General features: G+C 73.7%; 24 protein-coding genes. 16 read left to right on the top strand and 8 right to left on the bottom strand.

Annotated features, from left to right (window positions below; translation table 11 throughout):
- Positions 1-106 precede the first annotated feature (106 nt).
- Together AB0O53_RS29625 and AB0O53_RS29630 are read left to right on the top strand one after the other, a co-directional pair.
- Positions 107-1,027, top strand: coding sequence for an alpha/beta fold hydrolase (locus AB0O53_RS29625; RefSeq protein ID WP_350999764.1), 921 nt, complete (start codon positions 107-109; stop codon positions 1,025-1,027).
- 156 nt (positions 1,028-1,183) lie between these two features.
- Positions 1,184-1,351, top strand: a complete 168-nt coding sequence (locus AB0O53_RS29630; protein WP_350999766.1) for a hypothetical protein — start codon at positions 1,184-1,186, stop codon at positions 1,349-1,351.
- A gap of 70 nt (positions 1,352-1,421) precedes the next feature.
- Here the strand turns inward: AB0O53_RS29630 and AB0O53_RS29635 are convergent, their stop codons facing one another.
- The 3 genes from AB0O53_RS29635 to AB0O53_RS29645 all read right to left on the bottom strand — a co-directional run bounded on the left by AB0O53_RS29635 (position 1,422) and on the right by AB0O53_RS29645 (position 5,279).
- On the bottom strand, positions 1,422-2,444 hold the full coding sequence (locus tag AB0O53_RS29635; protein ID WP_365199712.1) for a Gfo/Idh/MocA family protein: 1,023 nt from the start codon (positions 2,442-2,444) through the stop codon (positions 1,422-1,424).
- Between the two features lie 18 nt (positions 2,445-2,462).
- Entirely contained in the window at positions 2,463-3,596 is a 1,134-nt protein-coding gene (locus AB0O53_RS29640) for a Gfo/Idh/MocA family oxidoreductase (protein WP_350999771.1), read from the bottom strand.
- Positions 3,597-3,752: 156 nt separating this feature from the next.
- Positions 3,753-5,279, bottom strand: coding sequence for a peptide MFS transporter (locus AB0O53_RS29645; protein WP_350999773.1), 1,527 nt, complete (start codon positions 5,277-5,279; stop codon positions 3,753-3,755).
- Positions 5,280-5,785: 506 nt separating this feature from the next.
- Between AB0O53_RS29645 and AB0O53_RS29650 the strand changes: the two genes are divergently transcribed.
- From AB0O53_RS29650 to AB0O53_RS29660, 3 genes are all read left to right on the top strand, one after another.
- Positions 5,786-5,962 (top strand): hypothetical protein, encoded by a 177-nt coding sequence (locus AB0O53_RS29650; protein WP_350999776.1) that lies wholly within the window; start codon positions 5,786-5,788, stop codon positions 5,960-5,962.
- Positions 5,963-6,079: 117 nt separating this feature from the next.
- A complete protein-coding gene (locus AB0O53_RS29655) occupies positions 6,080-8,032 on the top strand; it encodes a glycoside hydrolase family 15 protein (protein ID WP_365199716.1) in 1,953 nt (650 codons plus the stop codon).
- Positions 8,033-8,225: 193 nt separating this feature from the next.
- Complete coding sequence (locus tag AB0O53_RS29660) at positions 8,226-8,624, top strand: ATP-binding protein (protein WP_350999781.1); 399 nt, start codon at positions 8,226-8,228, stop codon at positions 8,622-8,624.
- A 73-nt stretch (positions 8,625-8,697) separates the two neighbouring features.
- On the opposite strand, the gene AB0O53_RS29665 is transcribed toward AB0O53_RS29660, so the two are convergent.
- Entirely contained in the window at positions 8,698-9,708 is a 1,011-nt protein-coding gene (locus tag AB0O53_RS29665) for a zinc-binding dehydrogenase (RefSeq protein WP_403142143.1), read from the bottom strand.
- A 242-nt stretch (positions 9,709-9,950) separates the two neighbouring features.
- Here AB0O53_RS29665 and AB0O53_RS29670 point away from each other — a divergent pair, with 242 nt between their 5' ends.
- Positions 9,951-11,219 (top strand): chloride channel protein, encoded by a 1,269-nt coding sequence (locus AB0O53_RS29670; RefSeq protein ID WP_365199720.1) that lies wholly within the window; start codon positions 9,951-9,953, stop codon positions 11,217-11,219.
- 7 nt (positions 11,220-11,226) lie between these two features.
- Here AB0O53_RS29670 and AB0O53_RS29675 read toward each other — a convergent pair whose 3' ends face one another.
- The gene (locus tag AB0O53_RS29675) at positions 11,227-11,403 is read right to left on the bottom strand and encodes a hypothetical protein (protein WP_350999787.1); all 177 of its coding nucleotides are present in this window, start codon (positions 11,401-11,403) and stop codon (positions 11,227-11,229) included.
- A gap of 250 nt (positions 11,404-11,653) precedes the next feature.
- On the opposite strand from AB0O53_RS29675, the gene AB0O53_RS29680 reads away from it, so the two are divergent.
- The 6 genes from AB0O53_RS29680 to AB0O53_RS29705 all read left to right on the top strand — a co-directional run bounded on the left by AB0O53_RS29680 (position 11,654) and on the right by AB0O53_RS29705 (position 18,813).
- Complete coding sequence (locus AB0O53_RS29680; protein ID WP_365199723.1) at positions 11,654-12,514, top strand: endonuclease/exonuclease/phosphatase family protein; 861 nt, start codon at positions 11,654-11,656, stop codon at positions 12,512-12,514.
- Between the two features lie 134 nt (positions 12,515-12,648).
- Positions 12,649-14,298 carry an MFS transporter gene (locus AB0O53_RS29685; RefSeq protein ID WP_365199726.1) on the top strand — a complete coding sequence of 550 codons (1,650 nt, stop codon included), beginning with the start codon at positions 12,649-12,651 and terminating at the stop codon, positions 14,296-14,298.
- A 121-nt stretch (positions 14,299-14,419) separates the two neighbouring features.
- Positions 14,420-15,064: a GAP family protein gene (locus AB0O53_RS29690; RefSeq protein WP_350999791.1), complete on the top strand. Its 645-nt coding sequence runs from the start codon at positions 14,420-14,422 to the stop codon at positions 15,062-15,064.
- A 174-nt stretch (positions 15,065-15,238) separates the two neighbouring features.
- Complete coding sequence (locus AB0O53_RS29695) at positions 15,239-16,459, top strand: bifunctional adenosylcobinamide kinase/adenosylcobinamide-phosphate guanylyltransferase (protein ID WP_350999794.1); 1,221 nt, start codon at positions 15,239-15,241, stop codon at positions 16,457-16,459.
- 212 nt (positions 16,460-16,671) lie between these two features.
- A complete protein-coding gene (locus AB0O53_RS29700) occupies positions 16,672-17,253 on the top strand; it encodes a hypothetical protein (RefSeq protein ID WP_365199729.1) in 582 nt (193 codons plus the stop codon).
- A 90-nt stretch (positions 17,254-17,343) separates the two neighbouring features.
- Positions 17,344-18,813 (top strand): SDR family NAD(P)-dependent oxidoreductase, encoded by a 1,470-nt coding sequence (locus AB0O53_RS29705; RefSeq protein ID WP_435886692.1) that lies wholly within the window; start codon positions 17,344-17,346, stop codon positions 18,811-18,813.
- Positions 18,814-18,839: 26 nt separating this feature from the next.
- Here AB0O53_RS29705 and AB0O53_RS29710 read toward each other — a convergent pair whose 3' ends face one another.
- The gene (locus AB0O53_RS29710; RefSeq protein WP_365199732.1) at positions 18,840-19,103 is read right to left on the bottom strand and encodes a DUF7683 domain-containing protein; all 264 of its coding nucleotides are present in this window, start codon (positions 19,101-19,103) and stop codon (positions 18,840-18,842) included.
- Between the two features lie 84 nt (positions 19,104-19,187).
- Here AB0O53_RS29710 and AB0O53_RS29715 point away from each other — a divergent pair, with 84 nt between their 5' ends.
- The 3 genes from AB0O53_RS29715 to AB0O53_RS29725 all read left to right on the top strand — a co-directional run bounded on the left by AB0O53_RS29715 (position 19,188) and on the right by AB0O53_RS29725 (position 22,628).
- Positions 19,188-19,700, top strand: a complete 513-nt coding sequence (locus tag AB0O53_RS29715; RefSeq protein ID WP_365199735.1) for a MarR family winged helix-turn-helix transcriptional regulator — start codon at positions 19,188-19,190, stop codon at positions 19,698-19,700.
- Entirely contained in the window at positions 19,697-20,551 is an 855-nt protein-coding gene (locus AB0O53_RS29720; RefSeq protein WP_365199738.1) for an alpha/beta fold hydrolase, read from the top strand. The genes AB0O53_RS29715 and AB0O53_RS29720 overlap by 4 nt, the downstream gene beginning before the upstream one ends.
- 439 nt (positions 20,552-20,990) lie before the next feature.
- Entirely contained in the window at positions 20,991-22,628 is a 1,638-nt protein-coding gene (locus AB0O53_RS29725; RefSeq protein ID WP_365199741.1) for a sigma-70 family RNA polymerase sigma factor, read from the top strand.
- A gap of 16 nt (positions 22,629-22,644) precedes the next feature.
- Here AB0O53_RS29725 and AB0O53_RS29730 read toward each other — a convergent pair whose 3' ends face one another.
- Both AB0O53_RS29730 and AB0O53_RS29735 read right to left on the bottom strand, forming a co-directional pair.
- On the bottom strand, positions 22,645-24,012 hold the full coding sequence (locus AB0O53_RS29730) for an NAD(P)/FAD-dependent oxidoreductase (RefSeq protein WP_365199743.1): 1,368 nt from the start codon (positions 24,010-24,012) through the stop codon (positions 22,645-22,647).
- 155 nt (positions 24,013-24,167) lie between these two features.
- Positions 24,168-25,097, bottom strand: a complete 930-nt coding sequence (locus AB0O53_RS29735; RefSeq protein ID WP_350999813.1) for an AraC family transcriptional regulator — start codon at positions 25,095-25,097, stop codon at positions 24,168-24,170.
- Between the two features lie 134 nt (positions 25,098-25,231).
- Here AB0O53_RS29735 and AB0O53_RS29740 point away from each other — a divergent pair, with 134 nt between their 5' ends.
- Positions 25,232-25,906, top strand: coding sequence for an NAD(P)H oxidoreductase (locus AB0O53_RS29740; RefSeq protein ID WP_365199746.1), 675 nt, complete (start codon positions 25,232-25,234; stop codon positions 25,904-25,906).
- Positions 25,907-26,218 lie beyond the last annotated feature (312 nt).

Raw genomic sequence — 26,218 nt, forward strand, 5'->3', positions numbered from 1 at the left:
CCGGCCCCCGCCCGTTCGCAACGCAGCCGCCCCGACCGCCCCGACCGCCCCGACCGCTCCCGCGGGCGGGGCGGTCGGCATCCCCACCGGAAAGGCGACGAGACCCATGAAGTACGAGACGGGCAACGAAGCCCCCAACAGCGTGTCGGCCGAGCGGGCGACCGATGACGGCGCCGCCGTGGCACGGACCGCCGTCGCCGTCGGCCGCCATGTCCACACCGCCCTCGCCGCCGGTCCGCACGGCGGCGAGAAGGTCCTGCTCCTGCACGGGTTCCCCCAGTTCGCGGATTCGTGGACGGAGCAGCTCACCAGCCTCGCCCGGGCCGGGTACCGGGCACTCGCCGTCGACCAGCGCGGCTACGCGCGAGGTGCCCGTCCCCACCGCGTGGCCGACTACACCGTCGACCGGCTCGTCGCCGACGCCCTCGCGTTCTCGCAGGCCCTCGGAAGCGGACCGTTCCACCTGGTGGGCCACGACTGGGGCGGACTGGTCGCCTGGGCCTTCGCGACCGAGCACCCGGAACTCCTGGCCTCGCTCACCATCCTGTCCACCCCGCACCCGCAGGCCATCGCCGCAGCCCTGCGGTCCGATCCCGACCAGGCCCGCCGCAGCGCATACGTCCGGCGTTTCCGCCGTCCCGACGGCGTCGCGGAGGCCGACCTGCTGGCCGACGGCGCCGCCGCCCTGCGGCGGGCCTACGGAGACTCCCTGCCACCCGGCCTGGTCGACTCCTACGTCGACCGGTTCTCCGAGCCCGGCGCGCTCACGGCCGCACTCAACTGGTACCGGGCGCTGCCCGAAGCCCTCACCCTGCCCGGCGGCCGCATCCGCGTGCCCACGCTGTACCTGTGGGGCGACCAGGACGGCGCCCTGGGCCGGACGGCCGCCGAAGGCACCGGCGCCTGGATCGACGCCCGCTACCGCTTCGAGGTCCTGAAGGGCGCCGGCCACTGGCTGCCCGACGGGCACGCCGACCGCGTCGACCCGCACCTCCTGACGCACCTCGCGGACCACGCGGCCGGCTGACCCGCACGGCCGCAGGGTGCGTTCACCCGGGCCGTCGTCCGCCTGGAGGACCCGGCCCGTCCCGCCCGGTTCCTAGGCTGAGGGGGCATCCCGCGGGGCCGGACCGGACGGCCGGTGAGGAGCCCCGCACCCCCTTCACCCGAAAAGAGGAGAGCCATGTCCGCGAACCGAGCCACCCTGTCGTCCCACCTCGGATTCAGCCCGGTCCCCGTCGGCGCCACGAGCCGGCCGGCCCTGCTGTGCCAGCCGTGTTCCCGCGTGTCCACCGTCCGGCGCGCCACGGCCCGCCGCGCCGCCGCGGAAGCGACGGGGACCCGTTCCTGAACGGAACATCGAGTGGGCTGTCGGGGCCGGAAGTCGGCCCCGACAGCCCACTTCCCATGGGCGCTCCGCCTCACCCGGCGAGCAGCGCCGCCTCGTACACCTCCATGACCTCACGGGCGAACTCCAGGGTGCCGGTGGTGGCGGGCCGGCCCTCCAGCACGCTCCGGCAGAAATGGTCCAGCTCGGCGTGGATGCCCTGGACGAAGTCCGACCGGTTCTCCAGCGAAGCCCGGCTGTGCTGCGGCTCCCACGTGAGCAGACCGCCGTCCGTGCCCTCGGGCGCGAAGCCGGTCGTCCCGCCGTACTCGTAGGGGATGCCCCGCTGGAACGTGACCCGGCTGCCGTTGAGGATCTCGGCCGTGCCGTGCTCGGCGACGAACGTGTACTGCTCGAACGGCTGGGACATGCTCAGGTGCTCGCTCATCTGGAGCACCCCCAGAGCGCCGCCCGCGAAGCGCAGGACGCACACGCAGTCGCCCAGCCCGCCGCGATGCACCTCGACCCCCTCCACCGGCCCGCCCGCGGCCAGCAGCAGCGACAGCGGGTGGCAGCCCTCGGCGAGCCAGTGGCTGGAGTCCCGCCGTGACGGCAACTCCGCGCCGGTCTCCGGAACGGACAGCGCGTACCGGGCGTACAGGCTCGTTAGCCGTCCCGTGCCGGGCAGCGCCAGCAGCTCCAGGGCCTTGCGCGCCGCGGGCATGAACACCTTCTTCAGGCCGACCACGACGACCCGGTCGCCGCGCGCGGCGATCACGGGATCGAGATCGGCGGCGCGTACCGCTGGGGGCTTCTCCATCCACACGTGCATTCCGTGGTGCAGGGCCTCGACCGCCAGCGCGGGATGTTCCCGGGGTGGCGCCGCCAGCAGGACGGCGTCGAGCTCCTGCCCCGCGAGCATGTCGCACTGGCGGGTGTAGGGGGCGGCGCCGTACTGCCGCGCCGTCTGGACGGCCAGGCCGGCGTCCAGGTCGCACACCGCGTCGAGGCGGACCGGCAGGTTGTTGAGCGCGGGCAGCAGGGTCCGGTAGCCGTGTCCGCCGAGGCCGACCAGGCCGACGCGCAGCCGCCGTTCGTATGAGCGCTGGTAGGACATCTCCTTCTCGCCTTTCTCTCAGGCCGCGGGCCGTTCCGCGGCGCGGTCCGCGGCGGCGGTCCGTGCCGTCGAGACCCACTGGTGCAGGAGCGCCACGTGCTCCATGCAGTGCCGGGCGGGTGCCGGGTCGGGTCCGGCTCCCGCGAAGTACCGCAGGATCCGCCGCAGATGGCGGCCCAGCGGGTCGTCGTACACCGCCCGCGGCGGTGCGAGCGGCAGCCCGTCGCGCAGTACGGCGAGCGTGCCGCTGTCGCGCTCCTGGAGTCCCGTCGGGGCGAACGCCCCGAGCACCGTCCACACACGGCCCTCCCGGTCCGTGGCCTCGACCTCGAGGACCCGGTGGCGGCGCCGCGAGCCGTAGGGGATCGAGGGCTGCGTGCGGTGCCGGGTGCGGCCGACGAGCGAGGTGCTCAGGACCACCTCGCATCCGGCGGCGGCGCGGTACGACACCTCGGCCCCGTCCTGGGGCGGGGAGCCGTCCGCGCCCCACGCCCCGTCGAACCCGCAGACGGCGGGGGAGGCAGGGGCCAGGGACACGCCGAGCAGCCGCCCGAGCGCGTCGAGGACGCCCAGCAGGTGCGGTCCCTCGTACCCGAGGGCGCCGAGGGCCCGGTCCTCGAACCGCCCCCGTGCCGTGTCGAGCCCCCGGTGCTTCGTCATCTCCACGACGACGCGGGTGACGGTGGCACCGGGCACCGCCAGCACCGCCTCCGCCACCGCTTCGGGGACCGCGGAGGAGAGGTAGAGCTCGTCCACGCTGACCCGGCCCCGGTGGGCGTCGAGCGCGCGGCACATCTCCGGTACGTCCTGCGGGAGGCAGACCGGCTTCTCCACGATGACGTCCGCCCGCGGTGCCAGCAGGGCGATCCGCCGGAACGCCGCGGCGTGCGCGGCCGTCGGGGTGCACACGCTCCACAGGCCCACCGACGCGGGCGCGGGCACCTCGTCGAGAGAACCCACCACCGGGACACGGGAGTCGAGCACCGTCCCCGCCTGCCCGGGGTCGACCACGGCGACGGTCCGTACGCCCAGCTCGGCCAGCTTGGCCCGCTGCATCCGGCCCATCACACCGTGGCCGACGATCACGCACGTCGGGGCGGCCGGGATCCGGGGCGTCGACGGGAGCCGGGCGGCTCCGCTCCGGTCGACCATCGCAGTCCTCCTGCCTCCGGGGTGTGCTGCTGCCGGAGGCGGGGCGCCGCCGGGTGGGCGTCGAGCCCGGCTGCCACCGTAGGGACACCGTCCGGCGCTCCTTGTCCTGCGTTCGGACCGCACCGCGGACGAAGGCCGGGCCTCCGGGCGCGTACGTCAGGGGGCGGTGGCGGGGCGCCAGGCATCGACCCGCCTGCGCCTCAGGAACAGGGCCAGCCCGGCGAGGAGGGCCAGGCAGCCTTCCGCGGCGACGACCGGCGTCGTGCCCAGGTTCACCCCGGACAGCACCAGGAGAGAGGCCACGCTGTCGCCGGCGGTCACGGCCAGGAACCAGATGCCCATGGTCTGGCTCGCGTACTTCAGCGGTGCCATCCTCGTGGTCACCGAGAGGCCGACGGGCGACAGGGACAGCTCGCCCACGGTCTGGATCAGGTAGATCGACACCAGCCACAGGGGGCTGACCTCGGCGCCCCCGGCGGCCATGGCCATCGGCACCACGAAGACGAGGAAGGACACGCCGACCAGGCCCAGGCCGAGGGCGAACTTGACCGTGGCCGTGGGTTCCCTGCGGCTCCGCGCCAGCCGGAGCCAGCCCCACGCGAACACCGGCCCGAGCAGCATGATGAACACCGGGTTCGCGGACTGGAGCCAGGAACTCGGGAACCCGAGGCCGAAGACGTGGCCACTGGTGCTGTTCGCGCCGAAGACGGCCATGGTCGAGGCACCCTGGTCGTACACCATCCAGAACACGGCGGCGGCCGCGAAGAGCCACACGTAGGAGTTCATCCGGGACCGCTCGCCCGCGTCCAGCTCCCGGTCCCGCCGGATCCGGACCAGGACGGCGACCGGGATGGCGACACCCGCCAGTCCCAGCGGCACCAGTGCCCACTTCAGCGTGTAGTGCCCGGACACCACGAGTGCGGCGTAGCAGACCGCGACCGCCCCCAGCCAGAGCCCGAACGTGCGCGTGACGGAGCCGAGCCGGCCCCGCTCCAGCGGCTCGGGAACATCGTCGTGGACGCCGCGCATGTGGCGGGTGCCCAGCACGAACTGGGCCAGTCCGAGTGCCATGCCGACGGCGGCGAGCGCGAAGCCCAGGTGCCAGGAGTACTGCTGCCCGATCGTGCCGATGACCAGCGGGGCCAGCAGGGCGCCGAGGTTGATGCCCATGTAGAACACGGTGAAGCCGCCGTCACGGCGGGGGTCGTCGGGCCCGTCGTAGAGGTGGCCGACCATCGTGGACACGTTCGGCTTCAGCAGGCCCGAGCCGACCGCGACCAGCGCCAGCCCGCCGAAGAACGGGGGCAGGCCCGGCACCGCCAGCAACAGGTGCCCGCAGATGATCACGCACCCGGCCACGATGACGGTGCGCCGCGGGCCCCACAGCCTGTCGGCCAGCCAGCCGCCCGCCATGCAGGGCAGGTACACCATCGCCATGTAGAGCGAGGTGATGGCGAGCGTGGTGGAGCCGCTCATGGCCAGGCCGTGGCCCTGGGAACCGGCCGCGGCGGCGGGCCCGCCCGAGATCAGGTAGAGGGGCAGCAGCGCCCGCATCCCGTAGAAACTGAACCGCTCCCACATCTCGGTGAGGAAGAGCGTGGCCAGGCCACGGGGGTGCCCGAAGAAGGTCTTCCGGGCCACCCCTGCGCCCTGCGCGGCGGGAACCCGACTGATGGTGATCATGGCGGACCAATGCTCGTGGGACGGACGGGGTGCCGCCGGAGGTACGGGGCAGCGCACCGGCAAGTCTCGCGCCGCGCGGCGGGCTCCGGGCAGGTCCGGACGCGGGATCACGGGGTGAACGCCGAGTCCTCCGCGGGAGCCTCCGAGGGCGCCCGGCACGCCCTCCGATCGGTCGATCCGCACCCGCGCGATCCGCGCCAGGGTGGCGTACAGGCAACCGAAGGAGCCGTGATGTTCGCCGTACGCGCCCTCGCAGCCCTGGTCCTCACCGCGGGAACGGTGATGCCCATCGCCCTCGCGCCGTCGGCCCATGTGGTCCCGGTCGCGGCCGCCGAGTCCCGCACCGGCCGGGCGGCCGGAACGCACCAAAGCGCCCGCAGCGCAGCGCAGTTCACCCCAACCGTGCCGTCGTCCACGCGGTCCTCCGATGGGAGGAAGCTCGCCGCGCCGGGCGGTGGTGGAGTGGCCCGTGAACCGTTCCGCATTCCTGTCCGAGGAGGCAGACCATGACACCCACCACCCTCGCCGCCGGCCCCCGCACGTCCCTGGCGGCACACATCGGGTTCGAGCCCGTCGCGATGCCCGGAGTGCCCCAGCGGGACCGGCGCGCATGCCCCTACTGCCAGTGCAACCGCAACTCCGACACCGTGGCGCCCCGGCCGGGCCCCCGGCACAAGAGCTGAGCGCGCCGGGGCCGATTGCGGCTCCCCGCCGCAGGCGTAGTCTGGGAATCTCGGGAGTTCGAGACCCCGTTGCCGACGGCCTTTCGGGGTTCGTCCGCAGGGGAGCGGATCCACCGCATGAACGCTGACCAGTACCCGGCCATCTCGGACTACGCCTTCCTCAGTGACGGGCATTCGCTCGCGCTCATCGGGCGCGACGCATCGGTGGAATGGGCGTGCTTCCACCGTTTCGACGCGCCACCCGTCTTCGCCCGTGTCCTCGACCGGCGCAAGGGCGGGTACTTCCGCATCGCGCCGACCTCCCCGTACGAGGCGACCCGGCGCTATCTGCCGGACACCAACGTCCTGGAGACCACCTTCCGGACGGCGGACGGGGTCGTGACCGTCACCGACTGCCTTCCGGTCCACGAGGACCCCGCGCACCCCGGCCGCCCGGCGAGGAGGGAGCCGGGGCACGTCCTCCAGCGGCACGTGCGCGGTGTGTCCGGTGCGGTCGAGATGGCCGTCGAGTTCTTCCCCGCGTTCGACTTCGGACGCTCGCCCGCCTCCTTCTCCCTCGCAGAGGGTGAGAGCGGTACGTGCGTCCTGCGGGCCTGCGGCGGGGCGGAGGCGCTGGTCCTGCGCAGCGGCCTCGGCACACTGGAGGAGGCCGCGGCCCCCGGCGGGGGGTGCCCGGGCCACGTGTCCCGGGCGCTGGTCACGGCCGGCTCCGCGTCCGTCGTCACCCTCGTCCGCACGGCGGCGGACGACCCGCTCCCCGGGCCCCTGTCCGCCGGGGAACTCGACGACCGACTCGCCGAGACCGTCACGTACTGGCGGGAGTGGGCGGAGCGCTGCACGTACCGGGGCCCCTACCGCGACGCCGTCGTCCGGAGCCTGCTCGTCCTCAAGGGGCTGATCTATGCCGAGACCGGCGCGGTCATCGCCGCCCCCACCACGTCCCTGCCCGAGGAGATCGGCGGCGAACGCAACTGGGACTACCGCTACACCTGGCTGCGGGACGCCTCGGCCATGCTCGCCGCCCTCGCCGGGAGCGGCTACGCGGACGAGGCCCGGCACTTCTGCGACTGGCTGGTCGACGCGACCTCCGGCGCCGCGAAGGAGCTCCAGGTGCTGTACGGGATCGCCGGCGAACGCGAGCTCGACGAGACGTGCCTGGACGACCTGGAGGGCTATCGCGGCTCGCGCCCCGTGCGCATCGGCAACGAGGCCTGGGAGCAGTTCCAGCTCGACGTCTACGGGGAGCTCCTCGCGGCCCTGGACCTCGCGATGCACTTGCGCGGCGACGACCACCGCCCCGAGCGGGCGACGTTCGTGCACGACGTCGTCGAGCTGGCGGTGGCCCGGTGGCGGGAGGCGGACGAAGGTATCTGGGAGGTCCGGTCGGGCCGCAGGCACTACGTGTTCTCCAAGCTCATGGCGTGGATCGGCCTGGACTCCGCGATCCGCATCCTCGACCGCCACCCGGACCAGCCGCGCGGCGCCGAACTGCGCCGGCGCTGGGAGCGCGAGCGGGACGAGATCCGCGCCGAGATCGAACGCCGGGGCGTGGACCCCGCCACCGGCGCGTTCGTGCAGGAGTTCGACGGTGCCGCGCCGGACGCCACGGCCCTCCAGGCGATCCTGCGCGGATTCGTCGCGCCGGACGATCCGCGGGCCGCGGCCACCGTCGACCTGATCGACGCCGAGCTCACCCGGGACGGTCACGTCTACCGTTACCACGGGGGCGACGGGCTGAAGGGCGAGGAGGGCAGCTTCGTCCTGTGCACGCTCTGGATGGCGAGCGCGCTCGCCTGCCTGGGCCGGACGGAGGAGGCAGAGCAGCGGCTGAGCCTGGTCCTGGGCTGTGCCAACGACCTCGGCCTGCTCGCGGAGGAGTACGACCCGCTCACGCACAGCCAGCTCGGCAACTTCCCGCAGGGCTTCAGCCACCTCGGTGTCATCGCGGCGGCGTACGTCATCGAGGTCGTCAAACGGCAGGACGAGACCCCCGGGCCGTCCCGCGGGGCGTCCCCCGGGGCGGAGGACTACCTCGACAAGCTGGCCCGCGTCCGGCGCGCGGCGGCATGACCGGGCCCACCGGGCCGCGCGCAGGCGCCGTACGGTCGTTCCCGGCTCGTCCTCACGCTCGGCCGACCGGACGACGCTCCCCGACCCACGGATACGGCTCACTGGTGCGTAGACGGGCGACACCGCCCGCTCCGCCGAGACCAGCGGACCGCCGGGCCTTCGCGCCCCGGGGCCGTGACCGGATGTGATCGCCATGCACAGGCACGAACACGCAGAGCACACCTTCACCGCCGTACCCGAGTCCGTCGCCGAGGCGCGCAGCTTCACCACCCGGACCCTGAAGGCGTGGGAGGTGACGTGCCGCGCCGACGACATCTGTCTGTGCGTCTCCGAACTGGCCTCCAACGCCGTCGAGCACGGCACCCGCACCACCGGCGGCCGGGGCGCCTTCCTCGTCCGCATCGACGCCGACGACACCCACGTCCGCGTCGAGGTCGAGGACGACGACCCGCTCGCCACCCCCCGCGTCAACCGTGCGCGGCAGGAGGACACCGGCGGACGCGGCATGACGATCGTGGCGACCCTCGCCACCGCCTGGGGGTTCGAGACCCACGCTCTCGCCGGCAAGGCCGTCTGGTCCGAGTTCAGCTGAGCCGCGCAGCCCGGAGGCCGCGCAGCCGTGCAGACGGGCTGCCGTGCCCCGCGTAGCCGCCTGCCAGGTGTCGTCAGGGTGTGAGGATCAGCCGGATCGGGTTCCCCTCCTTGCGTTCCAGAGCCTCGACGGCCTGCGCCGCGTCCGCCAGCCGATAGGTCCCGCTGATCGAGCCGGAGAGGTCCAGACGCTGCAGGCCCACCAGCCGGACCAGGTCGACGAGATCCTCTGGCCGGGAGCCGTAGTGGCCCAGGACCCGCTGCCGGAACCGGCAGAACCAGAGGTTGTCCCGGATGGTGAAGGGCTGGTCGGTGAGGCCCACCAGGACCAGCCGGCCGGACTCGGCGAGAGAGGCGAGCGCCTGGTCCCGTGCGGCGGGCACCCCGGCGAAGTCGAAGGCCGCGTCGATGCCCCCGGCACCGGCGGCAGCGCGCACCCGGGTGGCGAATTCGGGATCGGCCGGGTCCAGCGCGGCGTCAGCCCCCAGCCGCAGGGCCCGCTCCCGGGCGGCGGGCAGCGGGTCCACGGCGATGACCGGGCAGGCGCCCACCAACCGGAGCAACTGCACGGCGTGCGCGCCCAGACCGCCGACGCCCCACACCGCGACGGCCTCCGCGGGGCGTACCTCCGCGCCCGAGGTGATCGCCGCCCACGGCGTGGAGACCGCGTCGGGGATGACGCACGCCTGCTCGAAGGGGATCCCGGACGGCAGGGGGACCACCGCGTCGGCGGCGGCCACGGTGTACTCGGCCCAGCCGCCGTCGATGTTCACCCCGCGCGTGCAGGAGACGCCGCCGCGGACCTCGCCGGCCTGGAGGACGACGCGGTCCCCCTCCGCGAGACCCGTGACGCCCGCACCGAGAACGGCCACCTCGCCCGCGGTCTCATGACCGAGCGTCACCTTGTTGCCCGTCAGGGGCTGGGGTGCGAGCATCCCCTGGATCAGGTGGACGTCCGACAGGCAGACACCGGCCGCTCGCACCCGGACCAGGACCTGGCCCGGCCCGGGCTCGGGGACGGGTACCTCCTCGACGGCGAAGCCGCCCCCTCCCGTGGTGAGCCTTCCGGCCAGCATCGTCGCCACGTCCGTCGTCCTTCCTGGTCCCCGCGCCGCTCGATGGCGCGCCTGCACCGAGTCAAGCGCAACGGGCCCGGCACACCCCCCACCGGTCGCGGGACGCGCCGGTGCCGAGGACTGTTCGGCCGCCCGGGCCCCGGCGGGCACGGGCGCGCGGCACGCGTTCGCCGCCCGCCGGGACGGGATCCCGCCGAAGTCGGCCCGAGCGTCGTCCGGCCCGGGCCCACGGCCGCGTCTACTGTTCCCCCATGCCGGTCGATCACAGCCCCACTGTCCGGCGGCTCCGGTTCGCCGCCGCGGTCCTCACCGTCGGCCTGGCCGCCGGGGCGGCGGGAGCCGCGCTGGCCCTGCTCCTGCACACGGTGCAGCACCTCGCCTTCGGGTACGACGGCGGCACCTTCCTCGCCGGGGTCGAGGCCGCCTCCCCGCAGCGCCGGCTGGTGTGCGTGACCCTCGCCGGCGTCGTGGCCGGCCTGGGATGGTGGCTGTTGCACCGCTACGGGCGCCCCCTGGTCGAGATCGGGCAGGCCCTGCGGATGGAGCAGCCCCGCATGCCGGCACTCACCACCACCGCGCACGCCACGCTCCAGGTGGTGACCATCGGGCTGGGCTCGCCGCTGGGCCGGGAAGTCGCGCCGCGGCAACTCGCCGCCGTGCTCGCGACCGGCATCGTCCGCAGGACCGGGCTCAGCCCCGCCCAGTGCCGCACCCTCGTGGCCTGCGCGGCCGGCGCCGGCCTCGCGGCGGTCTACGACGTACCCCTCGGCGGCGTGGTGTTCACACTGGAGGTGCTCCTGGGCACATGGGCCCTGCGCTCCGTCGTCCCGGCCGTGCTGACGTCGGCGGTGGCCACGCTCGTCGCCCGCCTGGTGGTGCCGGACGAGCCGGTCTACCAGCTGCCGCCACTGCCGTTCAGCGGTTCCCTGCTGCTGTGGTCCTTCCTCGCCGGACCGCTGGTGGGGGCCTGCGCCTACGGTTTCTCCCGGCTCATGGCGGCCGCGAGCGACCGGGCCCCGCGCGGCAACGCCCTGCTGTGGACCGCACCCGCCGCGTTCCTGTGCCTGGGCCTGCTGGCCGTTCCCTTCCCGCAACTGCTCGGCAACGGCAAGGGACCCGCCGAGGTCGCCTTCACCGCCCAGCCCACCCTCGCGCTGGCGGTCGTCCTGCTGGTGCTGCGTACGGCGGTCGTCGCCCTGTGCCTGCGGGCCGGCGCCTACGGAGGGCTCCTGACACCGTCGTTCGCCAACGGCGCGCTGCTCGGCATCGTCGTCGGCCGGCTCTGGGAAATGATGTGGCCGGGCACCGTCCTGGCGTCCTACGCGGTCGTGGCCGCCGGGGCGTTCCTGGCGGTGTCCCAGCGGATGCCCGTGACGGCGGTCGTGCTCGCCCTGGAGTTCACCGGATCCGAGCAGGAGGTGGTCATCCCCCTCCTGCTCGCCGTCGCCGGCGCGACCGCCACCGGCGCACTGCTGCGCGGCGCGGCCGCACCGGCGGCACGGACGAAGGGGACCCGGTAGGGGGTGGCTACGCCGTGCGGCGGGCCGAGGGGGACGCGGCCTGCGTGGGGTAGGACTCCACGATGTAGTCGTAGGCGTCCGCGACGACCTGTCGGCGCGTGCGCATGGCGCGTTCGGCGGGCCCGAACGGCTTGCGGCCGGCGGCGGTACGGGCACTGAGCTGGGCGGATCGCTGCGGTTCCATCGTTGTCTCCCTCTCCGCGTCCCCCTGGTCCTTCCAGCCTGTCGGCACCCCGGGCCCGTGAACAGCGGCGGAACGGAGGACGGGGCGGAGGAAAGCGGGGGAGCAGGTGGAGGACGACGGGGTCCGTCGGTGCCGCACGACGGTGTGGCGGACGGTCGGTCGCCCGGATGAACGGCGGCGCCGGGAATCCCCGGCCACCGCGTGGAGGGCACCGTGTGATGATGTGCGTCCACTCAGGGGAGGTGTGATCGTGCTGAACAGGGGCGCGCGGTGGGCCGTGGTCGCGCTGACCGCGGTGTGCCTGGTCCTGCTCCACGGCGCAGGCGCACCGAACGGTGGCCTCCCCCTCGCCGAGCCGCTGCCGTCCGGCGCCGCCGGGGCGCCCGTACCGGACCGGGTCGGCACGTGGAACATCTGCAATCCGTGCGGGAGCGGGAACGACTTCGGCCGGGCGACGGAGATCGCCACGTACGCGCCGCAGGTGATCGCCCTGCAGGAGGCGTGCGTACGGGACGTCGAGCGGATCCGCGGATACCTGGAGGAGGTCCACGGGCTCGTCTACCGGGTCGAGTACGGGACGGTCCTGCGGAACTGGAACCGCTGCGGTGGCCTGCCGTGGCGGCCCGGCGGCTACGGCCAGGCGATCCTCTCGGCGGCACCCATGACCGACCGGGTGAGCGTCGCCTACCCCGACGGCGGCTCCGAGGCCCGCGGCTACCTGGCCGTCACCACCCTGGTCGGCGGCCGGCCCGTACGGGTCTTCAACACCCACCTCGCCGAGCGCCGGCAGGCCGAGGTGCGCGCGGGGCAGGTCAGGGTGCTCGCCGCGGCGGTCGCCCGCCACGACCGTGCGATCGTCCTCGGCGACTTCAACGCCGTGCCGGACGCGCCCGAACTCGGCCCCATGTGGGCCCTGGCCCCGGACACGGACCCCGGCTGCCGCCCGGACGCGGGTGCGGGCGCCTGTACGACCACCACCGACTGGGACAGGAAGTTCGACTACGTGTTCCTGCGCGGCATCACCCCGGGCCCGCACCACGTCCGCCCCAGCCCCTACTCGGACCACCACCTGCTGTACACCGACCTGAACCGGGCCCAGGCCCTGTCCTGAGCGCTCGGCATCTGGACCCAGGGGGGCATGCGGGCGGTGTCGGTGGCGGTGGGCGTGTCATCCCCACGGGGCGGTGCCTGGCACGGAGGATCAGGCGAGACCCTCGCCGAGCACGACTTCGCCCCGGAGGTTCCATGTCGACAAGCGGCGCGCCTCGCACCGACGTTCCGCGTGAGGCCCCGGCACGGGCGTCGCTCGTCCTGGCGTCCCTGATCATCGTCGCCGCGGTGGCCAACCTGAACCTGTCGGTGGCCAACGTGGCGCTGCCCGCGATCGGAAAGGCCTTCGACTCCTCCCAGACCACCCTGAACCTGGTCGCCGTGGGGTACTCCCTCGGCCTCGCCGCATCCGTGCTCTATCTGGGGGCGGTCGGCGACCGCCACGGGCGCAAGCTGCTGCTCCTCCTCGGCGTTGCCCTGTCCGTCCCCGCCTGCCTGCTCGCCGCGTACGCGCCGAACGACTCCGTCCTGGTGGCGGCCCGGATCCTCGGCGGGCTCTCGGCGGGCATGGCCTACCCGACCACCCTGGCCCTGATCACCGCCCTGTGGGCGGGCCCGGCCCGGACGAAGTCGATCGCGCTGTGGTCCGCCCTGGGCGGCGGCATCTCCCTGCTCGGGCCGGTGATCGCGGGCGCGCTGCTCGAACGCTTCTACTGGGGGTCGGTGTTCCTGGTCACCCTGCCCCTGGCCGTGGTCGCGCTGGTCATGGCCCTGCTGTTCGTCCCCGCGCACGCGAACGAATCCACCGAACCGGTCGACAACCTCGGCGGCGTCCTGTCCGTCCTCCTGGTCGCGGGACTCGTACTGGCGATCAATTTCGCCGCCGTCCCCGGCCAGGGGCCACTGGTCGCCGGCCTCGGCGTCATCGCCCTGGTCGCCGGCGCGTCGTTCTACTGGCGGCAGCGCCGGGCCCCGAACCCGCTCTACGACCTCCACATCGCCGGCCGGCGCACGTTCTGGGTCGCCGCATGCGCGGGAATCATCGTGTACGGCTCGATGATGGGATCGGCGTTCATCAGCCAGCAGTACCTGCAGAACGTGCTCGAGTACAACCCCGTCGAAGCCGGCGCCGCCATCCTCCCCCTCGTCGTGATGATCGTGCTCGTGGCGCCACGGTCCGCGAAGCTGACCGAAACACGCGGTGCCCGCGCCACCCTGCTCAGGGGCTACCTGTTCCTCTTCCTCGCCTTCGCCTGGATGCTGGTGTTCTGGGGCGAGAACAGCAGCTACTGGCAGATCGGCTTCGCCTACGTGCTCATCGGCATCGGCGCCGGCCTGGCCGGGACGCCCGCATCCCACTCGCTGACCGGATCGGTGCCCGTGCGACGGGCCGGCATGGCCTCGGGCACCGCCGACCTGCAACGGGACCTCGGCGGGGCCGTCATGCAGTCCGTCATGGGCGTGCTCCTCACCGCCGGCTACGCCTCGGCCTTCAGCGCCGCGATCGCCGCCTCGCCCGAGAGCAAGGACGTTTCCGACCAGGTGCAGAGCGAGCTGACGAAGTCGTTCGCCTCCGCCGGACAGGTCGCCCAGCAGCACCCCGAGTACGCCGACCAGATCGTCGCCGCGGCACGCCAGTCGTTCCTCCACGGCGACGACTGGGCGTACACGGTCGGCCTGGCGGCGATCGCCCTGGGTGCGCTGCTGATCTTCTTCCTCTTCCCGCACCGGGACGCCGAGCGGGAACTCCTGCGGCGCTTCTGCACCGAGGACACCGCCGCCGCAGCCTCCGCGGCCTCCACAGGCTCCACAGCCCCCGGGACGCCGAAGGGACGGCGAACCTGAGCCGCGGGCGAGCATGCGGGCGTGGCCCGCTTGACCGGCCGCGCCGCCACCCGCAGAGTCGGGGAGCGGCACCGCGGCGCCGCCCGACTCTGCTGACCGGCCCCGAGGAGCGGCTGATCGTATGGTCCTCGACCTGCTGGTGATCGGTACGGCCGTCACCTTGGGGCCGCTGCACAACAGCGCCTTCATCCTGCTCCTCTCCTCACGGCGCGGCACCCGCCAGGGCCTGGCGTTCCTCCTGTCATGGCTGGCCAACCTGGTCGCGGTCATCGCCTGCGTGATGCTGCTGACCGGCGGACAGCCCCCGGCCCGCAACAGCACGCCCTCGACCGTCGCGATCGCGGCGAAACTCGCCATCGGCGTGGCTCTGGTGCTCTACGGCGCCCACCGGCACCGCCGGCCGCCCCGCCCGCACGGCCCACCGCGCTGGGCCGCCCGGGTCGACAACGCCTCCCCGGCCACCGCCGCCGGCCTCGCCTGGCTGCTGCAACCCTGGGCACTGGTCGGTGCCGGCGCCGCGATCGCCGTCGACGCGGACCTCTCCACCGCCACCGACTGGCTCGCCCTGACCGGCTACTGCCTGCTCGCCACGCTCAGCCTCATCCTCATGGAGGCGTACGCGCTCCGGGCACCCGCGGCCGCCGGCGCCCGGCTGAACGCCCTGCGGGGCTGGCTGGAACAGCACCAGGAGCAGCTGATCGTCACGCTCTCCCTGCTCGTCGGCCTGTGGCTGACGGCCCGGAGCACCTACGAGCTGATCGCCTGACACGGCCCCGGCACGGCGGTTCGTCCCGCCCCGGGTCCGTTCGGAGGACGCGCCCAGCACGGCGCGCCGCGTTCCATGGAAGTGCCGGCGAAACATCGGCGGGACTCCGCGTGACTCTGCGGGACAGAGAGTGCCCTCCCGCCCTCCGGCTCCCCTTCCGGAAGGACACCACCCGTGGAACTCGCCCTGCTCGGCACCGCCGCCCCCGAGGGCCTGCCCCGACCCGGCTGCCCCTGCGCCGGCTGCGCCACATCGGTCGGGGTGCACGCCCGCGCCGCGACCGCGGTCCTCGTGGATGGGGTCCTCCTCCTCGACGTGACACCCGGCGCCTGCGCGGCCGCCGCCCGGGCCGGGCACGCACCGTCCGGGATCCGGTACGTACTGGCAGCGCGCCCCGAGGAGGGCGGCCCGGCCGGAGAGCCCGGGCCCGGCCTGCCCCCGGCGGGCCGGCTGCCCGCCGGGCGGGAACTCGCCGCGGCGTCCGGGCACCGGGTGCGGGCGGTCGGCGTCGACGTACCGGGCACCGGCTACGCGGTGACCGGCCCCGACGGCACCCGCGCCCTGTACCTGCCGCCCGGCGCGGCCCCCGCCGGCTCGTACGCCGGCGGCGCGGAGGGCGCGGAACGCCCGTACGACGTCGTCCTCGCGGACGTGCTGGGCCGCCCCGAGGCGCCGGCCCGGCTGAGGGCCTCCGGTGCGATCGGCCCCGGCACCGACGTGATCGCGGTGCACCTGGACCACGACGACCCGCTGGGCGCCGAACTGGCCCGCCGCTGCGTGGCGGCCGGTGCCCGGGCCGTGCCGGACGGGACCGCAGTGCTCACCGGCCGGCCGGCAACGGCCCCGGCCGTGCCCCGCCGGACCCTGGTGGTGGGCGGGACCCGCTCGGGGAAGTCCCTGCAGGCGGAGCGCCGCCTGGAGGCCCACCCGGACGTGGTGTACGCCGCCACCGGAGGCCGCGGCCGCGAGGGGAACCCGGACTGGGGGCACCGCGTACGACAGCACCGGGAGCGGCGACCCGCCCACTGGCGGACGGTGGAGACCCAGGACCTGCTCCCGCTGCTCGCCGAGGACGGTCCGCCCTTGATGATCGACTGCCTGGCGTCGTGGCTGGCCGACGCGATGCAGCGGATCGATGCCGCGGACGACACCGCCTGGCTGGGCGGCGGGCAGGAGAAACTGCGCGCCCGGTCCGCCGAGTTGGCCGCCGCGGTGCGGGAGGCCCGGCGGCGGGTGGTGCTGGTCAGCAGCGAGGTGGGATCCGGGGTCGAGCCCGGCACCGTGTGGCAGCGGCGGTACCGCGACGAGCTCGGCTGGCTCAACGCGGCGGTAGGCGCGACCTGCGAGGAGGTACTCCTCGTGGTCGCCGGACAGGTGATGCCCCTGAAGGGCTGACCGCGGCTCGTCGCCCGCCAAGAGGCGCGCCGCCACCACGCCGCCGCCGCGGCCGGGCCATCCGTGTCGAATCCGGCTGCCTTGCCGCGGACCTGACCTCCTGCGGGCGGCCGGGCCGTTCTGACGGACGCGCACGTCCGATACTCACGGGTACGCGCCGAGCAGCATGTGTGACACTCCCCCTGGAAAGATCACTCGGGGGGAGTTGCGCGTTGAACGCGTTGTTGAAGCGGGTGTGGATCGGGATGGCCGCGGCCTTGATCGTGAGCCTGGCCGCCACGATCGCGCCGGACCATGTGCAGATAGGCGACGACGGACGCATCCACCTCGGCGCGCCCGCGCCGACACCGTCCCCGTCCACGGTGAACCCTGAACCGGAGTCCACGGAACCGCCGCTGACCCGGGACGCCGTGGACGAGGCGATCCGGACCGCGCTCGCCTCGGCGGGCCTCGACCCGGAGCAGGGTCGCCCCTTCGCGGCCGGCGCCGCATCGAAGAGGACGGGCTGGACGGCGGTCCGCGAGAAGAACGCCGCGCAGGCGGAGATGAAGGCGGTCTGCGCGGACCTGGAGCGCCAGGGCTGGACGCTGAACCCGGACCCGCGCGGTGACCGCCCCGAAGCCCGCAGCTACAAGCGCGGCGGCTGGTACCTGGTGGTGAACACGCGCGAGAAGACCGGGGCGCCGTCCACCACCTCCGCCCCGACCGGTGCGGAGGCCGACCTGACCCTGACCGGGATCCAGTTGAACCTCTCCGACATACCGCTCCCCGAGATCACCGTCCGCATCGGCTGACCCCGCGAACCTGCGCCCGGCCCCGGTCCGCCCGCCCCGCGCCGGGGGGCGGCGGATCGGGTCAGGGCGGCCCGCACCGAGAATGGGGCGGTGAATGCGAAGACGTGTATGGACAGCGAGTCGGTGGAGAACCTGCTGGCGCTCCTCGAACAGGCCGCCGGGCTGCCGGCGCAGGACGCGCAGCGGCGCCGCATCGAGGGAGCCGCCAAGAACCTCCTCCGGCGCGGCCGTCGCGATCGAAGGGCCCAAGCACGCGTACGGGACCGGGAGATCGATGCCACGCTCCTCGCCGCCACCGTCACCGGAGCGCACGACCGGATCATGGACACCGCGCTTCCGACCCGGGCCGCCGGCCCGCAGCAGCTGACGGAGGCCGGACCCGGTACCGAGCCGCCCGCGGACGGCCCGGCGGCCCCCGCGAGGGAGCGGGCGGCCCTCGGCACCCTGCGCCGCGGCCAACGCTGCTACGTCTGCAAGGACCACTACCGGGAAGTGCACCCCTTCTACCACCAGCTGTGCATGCCCTGCGCCTCCGCCAACCTCGACCAGCGCACCGCACGTACCGACCTCACCGGACGGCGCGCGCTGTTGACCGGCGGGCGCGTCAAGATCGGCCACGAACTCGCCCTGATGCTGTTGCGCGACGGCGCCGACCTGACCGTCACGACCCGTTTCCCCCGCGATGCCGCAACCCGCTTCGCGGCCGCCCCGGACCGCGACCGCTGGTGGAACCGGCTGACGATAGCCGCGCTCGACCTGCGGGACCCGCGGCAGGTGCTGGCCTTCGCCGAGGAGGAGTTGCTCCGCGCCCGCCCGCTCGACATCCTCATCAACAACGCGGCCCAGACACTGCGGCGCCCACCCGAGACGTACGCGGCCCTGGCCGCCACGGAGGCCGCCGGGCTGCCGGCCGCGCGCCACTGGGTCGCTCCGGGCTTCGTCGTGCCCGGCCATCCCGACCGCGCCCTCACCACCCCCACCACCGACGCCGTCCCCGCCTCGGCGACCGCGCCGGACATACCGGGGAGCCTCGGTGGTGGTGCGGTCGATGCGGCAGGGCTGCTGCCCGACACGGCCCCGATGAACTCCTGGACCCTCCAGCTCGGCCAGATCGGTGCCGCCGAACTCATCGAGGTGCAACTCGTCAACGCGGTCGCACCGTTCCTCCTCGCCGACCGGCTGCTGCCGCTGATGGAGGCCTCGCCCCACCCCGCCCGCTACCTGATCAACGTCTCCGCGGTGGAGGGCCAGTTCGGCGCGCTCAACAAGTCGCCCGACCACCCGCACACCAACATGGCCAAGGCCGCGCTCAACATGCTCACCCGCACCAGCGCCACCGCCCTCGCCTCGAAGGGGATCCACTGCTGCTCCGTCGACACCGGCTGGGTCACGGACGAGAAGCCCGCGGCCGCCCGCGCGCGGCACGCGGCGACGGGATGGAGGCCGCCGCTGGACGTCGTCGACGGCGCGGCCCGCATCTACCACCCCATCCGCGAGGGCGAGGCGGGCCGCCCCCTGAGCGCGGTCTTCCTGAAGGACTACCGCCCGGCTCCCTGGTAGCCCTACGGGTCCACGGAGCCGGGCGATCAGTCCGCCCGGTAGCAGCCGGTCTGGTAGTCGAGCGTCGGGTCGGGGGGACCGCAGTGCAGGATCCCCTCGACCTCGGGCCAGATGGTGACGGGCACGTCGTAGCCGTAGACCATCCACGGATCGTCGGGGTCCGGCGTGAGGACCTCCCGGAGCCGGATGATCTGGTCCCGACTGATGGTGTGCCGCGTACGCAGGAACTCGTCCTGCTTGCTGTACCCGTCGAGTACCCAGACGACGTTCTGAGGTTCATCCGCGATCATCGAGCGACCCTAACGGCTGCCCCGGTTGCCTGTCATGGCGATAATCCCGCGCGAAGTCGACACCTATAGTGTCATGATGACATCATGAGTGTCGTTGAGCATGTGAAGGATGAGTCCCCGTCAGGGCCCCTCCTGTACGAAGTGATCCGCAGCCTGTGGCCCCTGCACCGCACGGTCGTGCGCGCAGTGGAGCGGGAGCTGGCGGGCACGGGGATGACCGCCGGACAGCATGCGGTGATGGACGAGCTGCACCGGGGCGGACCCCGGACGGTTCCTCAACTGGCCCGCCTGCTGGGCCTGGACCGCCAGCCGGTCCAGCGCCTGGTGAACGATGCGACGGCCCTCGGCCTGGCCGGGAGCACCCCGAATCCTGAGCACCGGCGCTCGCACCTGATCCGGCTCACCCCTGCGGGGGAAGCCGCCATCAGGGCAATCCAGGACGCCGAGGAAGCCGAGCTGCGCCGTCGGCTCTCCGATCTCACCACCGGCGAGGTCAGGACGACCCTGCACGTACTCCGGCGTCTCGGCGAGGAGTTCCGGGACCTCGCACAGGACGCCCCGCCGCACCCCACGGACCGAGGAGATGACCCACGATGACGCATGCGCGGACACGGACACCCGAGGTCACGGCCGCCACCGTACCCGTCGAGGCCGGTGAACTCTTCTGCGAGTCGGCCGGCGAAGGACCCGCCGTCGTCCTGCTCCACGGCGGCATGCTCGACCTGCACATGTGGGACGAGCAGTTCCTGCGACTCGCACGCCTGGGCCGCCGCGTCATCCGCTACGACGCCCGCGGCCACGGAAGCTCCTCCACCGTGGCCGGGGACCACGCCCACCATGACGATCTGCGCGCTCTGCTCACCCGCCTCGACGTCCCGCGCGCCACCCTCGTCGGGCTCTCCCCCGGCGCGCGGACCGCCGTCGATACGGCGCTGGCCCACCCGGATTCCGTGTCGGCGCTGGTCCTCGCCTCGCCCGGGGTGAGCGGCCGGCCCTTCACCGACCCCTACGTCGCGCACCACACCGCACAGCAGATGGCCGCGGTGGGCGACCCGGACGGTGGGGCGCAGCGGTTCGTGGAGCACTTCCTCCGGATGTGGGTGGACGGGCCCCGCCGCGAGGCGTCCCAGGTCGACCCCCGGCTGCGCGAGCGGATGCGAGCGTCGGCGTCCGCCAATGTCCTGCGGCACGCGCGCGGCCTCGGGGCGGGCATGCCGAGAGAAGTCGGTGCGGCGGACCGGCTGGCCACCATCGGCGTGCCCACCCTGGTCCTCGACGGCGACCTCGACAGCGGCGACATCTCGTCGAACGCCCGGGCCATCGTCCGAGCCGTTCCCGGGGCGCGGCGCCAACGGTTCGCCTCGGCGGCCCATATGGTCAACCTGGAGAGCACGGCTCTCTTCAACCGCGCGGTCGTGTCCTTCCTCGCCTCCACGGCCCGCCACTGACCGCCTCCGGACATTCCGGTTCGTGTGATCCTCCTGACGAAAACGGCGGCGGAATGGGAGGAGTCCACGAATCCCAAGCCCGCCGTGGAGGCCGTCGCCACCCCGCGCGAGAACGGGGGCGGCGCCCGCCGGTCCTGTTCCCATCGACGGCCGGGACCCGGGGAGCGTCCTCCAACAGGCAATCGCAGCACATGAGTTGGGGTCGCACCAGACATCTCGGCGCATCGGGTGCCGGGTTGGCCGACCGGGCCGCTCCCGGCGGTCGACCCGAACCCACCGGGCGCCACCCACCCCTCACGCCCATGACAGTCCGTTTGCTTGCGGCCCGGCGACCGTGCACACTTGCGCGAAATTCCGGTCGGGCGCAGCGTCGCACCCCCATGTCAGACATACCCGGATCCGACGCCCGGGTCTCCAGCAAGCCACACGGGAGCGCGTGTTGAGTACACCGGGTACCGCCCGTCAGCAGCACCTTCGAAGCCTCAGCGACGGGGAACTGTGCGCCCTGCTGCGCGGGCACACCGCGGAGCCCGACGCCGCGGTCAGCGAAGTGATGGACGAGGTGTTCGCCCGTCACCACTCCTCGGTGCTCGCCTACGCCCGTACGTGCTGCCGCGACCTGTCCACCGCCCAGGACCTCGCCGCCGAGGCCTTCGCCCGCACCTACCGCGCCATCGCCTGGGGTGCCGGACCCGAGTACGCGTGGCGGCCCTACCTGCTGACCTGCGTGCGCCGCCTGGCGGCCACATGGGCGCGGGAGGCCACCCGTACCCGGCTGTCCGACGACTTCGAGGAATGGGCCGCGCAGCTCTCCGACGGCCAGGACGCCGAGGAGGCCGTCTTCACGGCGGAAGAGGGGTCGCTGGTCCTGCGCGCCTACGAGTCGCTGCCGGAGCGGTGGCAGGCCGTACTGTGGCACTCCCTCGTCGAGGACGAGCCCGCGGCCGAGACCGCGGCACGCCTCGGGATATCGGCGGGAGGCGTCGGCTCACTCGTCGCCCGAGCGCGGGAGGGCCTGAAAGAGGCCTACCTGCGCGCCCATCTGGACCGGAGCGCGAGCGACGAGTGCAAGCACTACGGCGGGCAGATCGCCGCCAGGCTGCGCCGGCCGGGCAAGCGCCTCACCAGGGACCTGAGCCGCCACCTCCAGGCGTGCGACGACTGCGCACGGGCCGAGCGTGACCTGCGCGAGGTCAACGGCCGACTGGGCGTGCTGCTGCTGGGCGGAATCCTGCTGTGGAACCCCGCCTCCTTCCTGTCCGCCCTGGGCGGGAACGGCACGCAACTCGCCGCGGCCACGCTGAACGGGACGCAGCTCGCCGGAGCCAAGGCCGGCGCCGTGAAATGGGTGGCCGCGGCCGCCGTCGTGGGCACGGCGACCACCGCGGCCGTCCTGCTGCCGGCCGACTCCGGCAGCAGCGGCTCCCGCCAGGCGGCGGCCCCGGCCAGAACGCCCGCGGCCACGGGCGGCCCGTTCCCGGTCCCGGGACCGATCGAGGCCATCGGCTCGGCGGCCTTCGCCAAGGCCCCCGCCACGGGACTCCCGTCCGCCTCCGCATCGGGCTCCGCCTCCGCGTCCGCCCCGCCGACCTCGGCGTCCCCGTCACCGGATCAGACCGGCCCCGCACTGGTCAACGTGGCGTCAGGACTGTGCGTCGGCGTCGATGGCGGCGGCGGTTCCGACGGCGCCTATGGTTCGCTGCAGCTGGAGAAGTGCACCGGGAAGGCCGACCAGGGCTGGCAGCGGCTGCCCGCCCAGCAGAACGCCTACCAGCTCCGCAACGCGGAAACCGGCACCTGTCTCGAAGGAACGGGCGGCGGCAACGTCGCCGTGGTCACCCTCCGCACCTGCCGGACCGGCCCGGACCGGGTGACGCAGCTCTGGCGGTTCGAGCAGGACGCACGACACGGCGCGTACCGCGTCTGGTTCGTGCCGAAGGTCCCGCACAGCGACTACCCCGACCATCTTCTGGGCCCGCGGAACTGGCCGAAGGCCGATCCGCCGCGCCCGGGATCGGAGATGGCGCACCTGCCCAACTACTACAACTCGGTGAACCTGCTCTTCGCCCTGAGGTGAGTCCCGCACGCTGCCGTCAGCTGCCTCCGCCGTCCGCAATGCGGGCCCGTACCTCCTCCGGTGTGAGGTAGTGGTCGGTGTACTCGAAGTCGCTCAGCGTCGCCGGCTTGTTCGTCTGGAAACCGGTTCGGACGAAATCGTCGCCGGCCACGGCGTTCAGCAGCCAGTTCGTCATCACCCGGGTCTTGGCGGCGCCGGTGCGCAGCGCCGCCCAGTGGTAGCCGCGGGCCACGGCCTGGGCGGGCATGCCGCGCAGGTCGATGCCGAGCGGCCGGGAGACGCCGTCGCGGCCGCCCAGGTCGACGACCAGTCCGAGGTCCTTGTGGACGTAGCGGCGCAGCGGTGTCCCGCGCAGTGTGGCGACGACGTTGTCCGCGGCCACCTTGCCCTGGCGCATGGCGTGTTGTGCGGTGGGCGGGCACACCGCACCGTCCCCGCCGTCGGCGAGGTCGGGCACGGCGGCGGCGTCGCCGAGCGCGAGGACGCCGTCCGCCCCCGGCACCCGCAGGTCCGCGGCGACGACGAGCCGGCCGCTCCGGGCGGTCTCGGCGCCCAAGGTGGCGACGAGGGGGCTCGCGGCGACGCCGGCCGTCCAGATGAGGGTGCGACAGGGCAGTACGCGCCCGTCGGTGAGGGTGACGTCCTCGGGGCCCGCCTTGGCGACGGAAACGCCCAGCGAGACCTCGATCCCGCGGCGGCGCAGCACGTCGAGGGCGGCCCGGCCCAGCCGGTCGCCGAGTTCGGGCATCAGCTTCGGGGCCACGTCCACGAGGTGCCAGCTGATCTCGCGGCGGTCCAGCCGGGGGTAACGGCCGACGGCGTTCGCGGTGAGCCGCTCCAGGGAGGCGGCCGTCTCGGTGCCCGCGTAGCCGCCGCCGACCACGACGAAGCCGAGCCGCGACGCCCGTTCCGCCGAGCCCGGTGCGGCGGCGTCGGCCAGGTCGAGCTGGGCGATGACGTGGTCGCGCAGGTGGGCGGCCTCGGCCAGCGTCTTCATGCCGCGCCCGTGTTCGGCCAGGCCCGGGATGTCGAAGGTGCGGGTCACGCTGCCGGGCGCGAGTACCAGCTGGTCGTAGGGCTGGTCCACCAGTTCCCCGGTGATCTTCCGGATGACGCAGACCTTGGCCCGGGTGTCGACGCCCACGGCCCCTCCGGGCACGATCCGGGTCCGGTGGCGGCTGCTGCGGCGCAGGGACACCGCCACGGACTGGGGGGTGAGCACCCCGGAGGCCACCTGCGGAAGCAGGGGCAGGTAGAGCTGGTAGGAGGACGGAGTGACCAGGAGGATCTCCGCCTCCCCGGGTGACAGCGTCCGCTCCAGGCGGCGTACGCAGGCGACGCCGGCGAAGCCCGCGCCGACCACGACGATCCTCGGTCGCGCCATGGTGTGTCCCTTCCTCGCTGTACGGGTCCCTGGCGCACCTTCCCCGACGGACCGGTTCCTGCACGCGGAAATCGGGACGGACCGCTCCGGAGGTCAGGACCTGCCGCCGAACGGCCGCGCCCCCGCGTGCGGCCATCGGGGGCGCCCGGCGTGACTCACGCCGCCGTGGTGCGGAACGTGCTGGGGCTGAGGCCCTTGTGGCGTTTGAAGGCGGCGCTGAAGCCGAAGGCATCGGCGTAGCCGACGGCCTTGGCGATCCGGGCGATGCTGAGGTCGGTGTCGGCCAGGAGCGCCGCCGCGTCGTCCATGCGGCACTCGGTGAGGTAGGCGAGGGGCGGACGGCCCATCAGCTCGGTGAAGCGGCGGGCGAACAGCGCGCGGGAGACGCCGGCCCGGGCGGCCAGCGACGCGACCGTCCAGCTCTCGGCCGGACGCCCGTGGAAGGCGTGCAGGGCGGGGGCGAGGACCGGGTCGGCGAGGCCGCGGTACCACTCGGGCGCGTCGGCGCCCGCCCGGTCGAACCAGGTGCGCAGCGTGCAGACCAGAGCCCAGTCCAGGAGCCGGTCCATCAGCGCCTGCGAACCGGCGGAGAGCCGGGCGGCGTCGGCGGCGGAGTTCTCCAGCCAGGCGCAGACCTCGGCATCCTCGGTGACGACCAGGACGGGCGGCAGCGCGCGCAGGAGCCGTTCGTGGCGGTGTCCCGAGGCGCGGTAGGCGCCGACGATCAGCGCGGTCGCCCCCTCCGGGCCGGTGCCCCAGTGGATGCCGTCGAGTTCCTCACCCGTGCACGCGGCGTCCGCGGTGAAGCAGTTGATCTCGTACGCGGCATGCGGGCGTCGGACGGTGGCCGGCTCGTCCGCGAGGCGGAACCGTGCGGGGCCCCGGACGATGGCCGTGTCGCCCGCGCCGACCGCCCGCTCGGTGCCGTCGGACAGCAGCAGCGTGCCGCCCCCGCGCAGGACGCTGACCATGGTGAGCGGAGCGGCGTCGGCGAAGGTGATGCTCCAGGGCGCCGTCAGGACGGCATGGCTGACGACCGAGCCCTCGGCCCGGATGCCGCTCAGCAGTGAACTCAGGGGATCCACAGCGCAATCGTAGACGATCTCCTATGTACTGGAGATTTTCTCCCATGGATCATCCACGGAGCCGCGGTTGTACTGGACTCACCGCACCGATCGAGCCCTCGGGAGACACCGTGCCGCAGCACAGGAGTGACACCATGCACAGCAGTGACGCCAGGACGGCCCTCGTGGTCGTCGCGCACCACCGCAGCGATTCCCTCACCGCCCACACCGCCCGCCGCGCGGCGGCCCGGTTGGAGGCCGCCGGATACCGCATCGACCTGCTCGACCTGCACGCCGAGGGGTTCGACCCGCGGATGAACGCGGAGGACCAGCCGGACTGGGGCGACCGGGAGAAGCCGTACTCGCAGGAGACGCTCGCCCACATGCGGCGGATCCTCGACGCCGATGTCGTCGTCGCCGTCTTCCCGGTGTACTGGCAGAGCGTGCCCGCCGTCCTCAAGGGATGGATCGACCGCGTGTGGAACTACGGGTTCGCCTACGGCCGCAGCAAGCCCCGCCTGGCGGGCAAGCGCATGCTGTGGCTGGCCCTGGCCGGAGCCACCGCCGACGACCCCGTCGCGGGGCCGATGCAGTCCGCCCTCGAGGCCAATCTGAGCGACGGCATCGCCTACTACTGCGGCTTCTCCCGCTCCAGCGTGGGCCTGCTCCTGGACGCGGAGGAGCGACCGCAGCGCATCGACGCCGAGGGCAATCTGCTGGTCGGCGAAGCGGTCGCGGGTGCCGAGCGGGAGGCGCAGTACGCCGACTTCGACCGGCGGGCAGGGAAGTTCGTGGAGGAGTTCCTCGCGGACGAACGCGTCACGGCCTGACGCTGCGGCCGTCCATGCGGCCCTACGTGAAGCCTTGCGTGAGGCCTTACGTACGGGCGCCGGTCGCAGCCGCCGGTCGCAGCCGCCGGGCCACCGCGCGGACTGCTCGTGGGTGTCGCCCGCTGACCGGGCACCGGCCGGAGTACCCGCCGGATTTGGCTGGCATGCGCATGACGGCTTGGTGCGGTGCGGGGCTACGGTCTTAGGGCTCTGGAGGGTGGCCGGCCGAACTCGCGCTCCACAGGCGGGCGGTGGCGGCGTCTCCAGCGCCCCGGCTCCGCCGAGGGGCCGGGTCCCCCCACGCATGAAGGA

The organism is Streptomyces erythrochromogenes (genome assembly GCF_040684695.1).
GTDB lineage: Bacteria > Actinomycetota > Actinomycetes > Streptomycetales > Streptomycetaceae > Streptomyces > Streptomyces erythrochromogenes_C.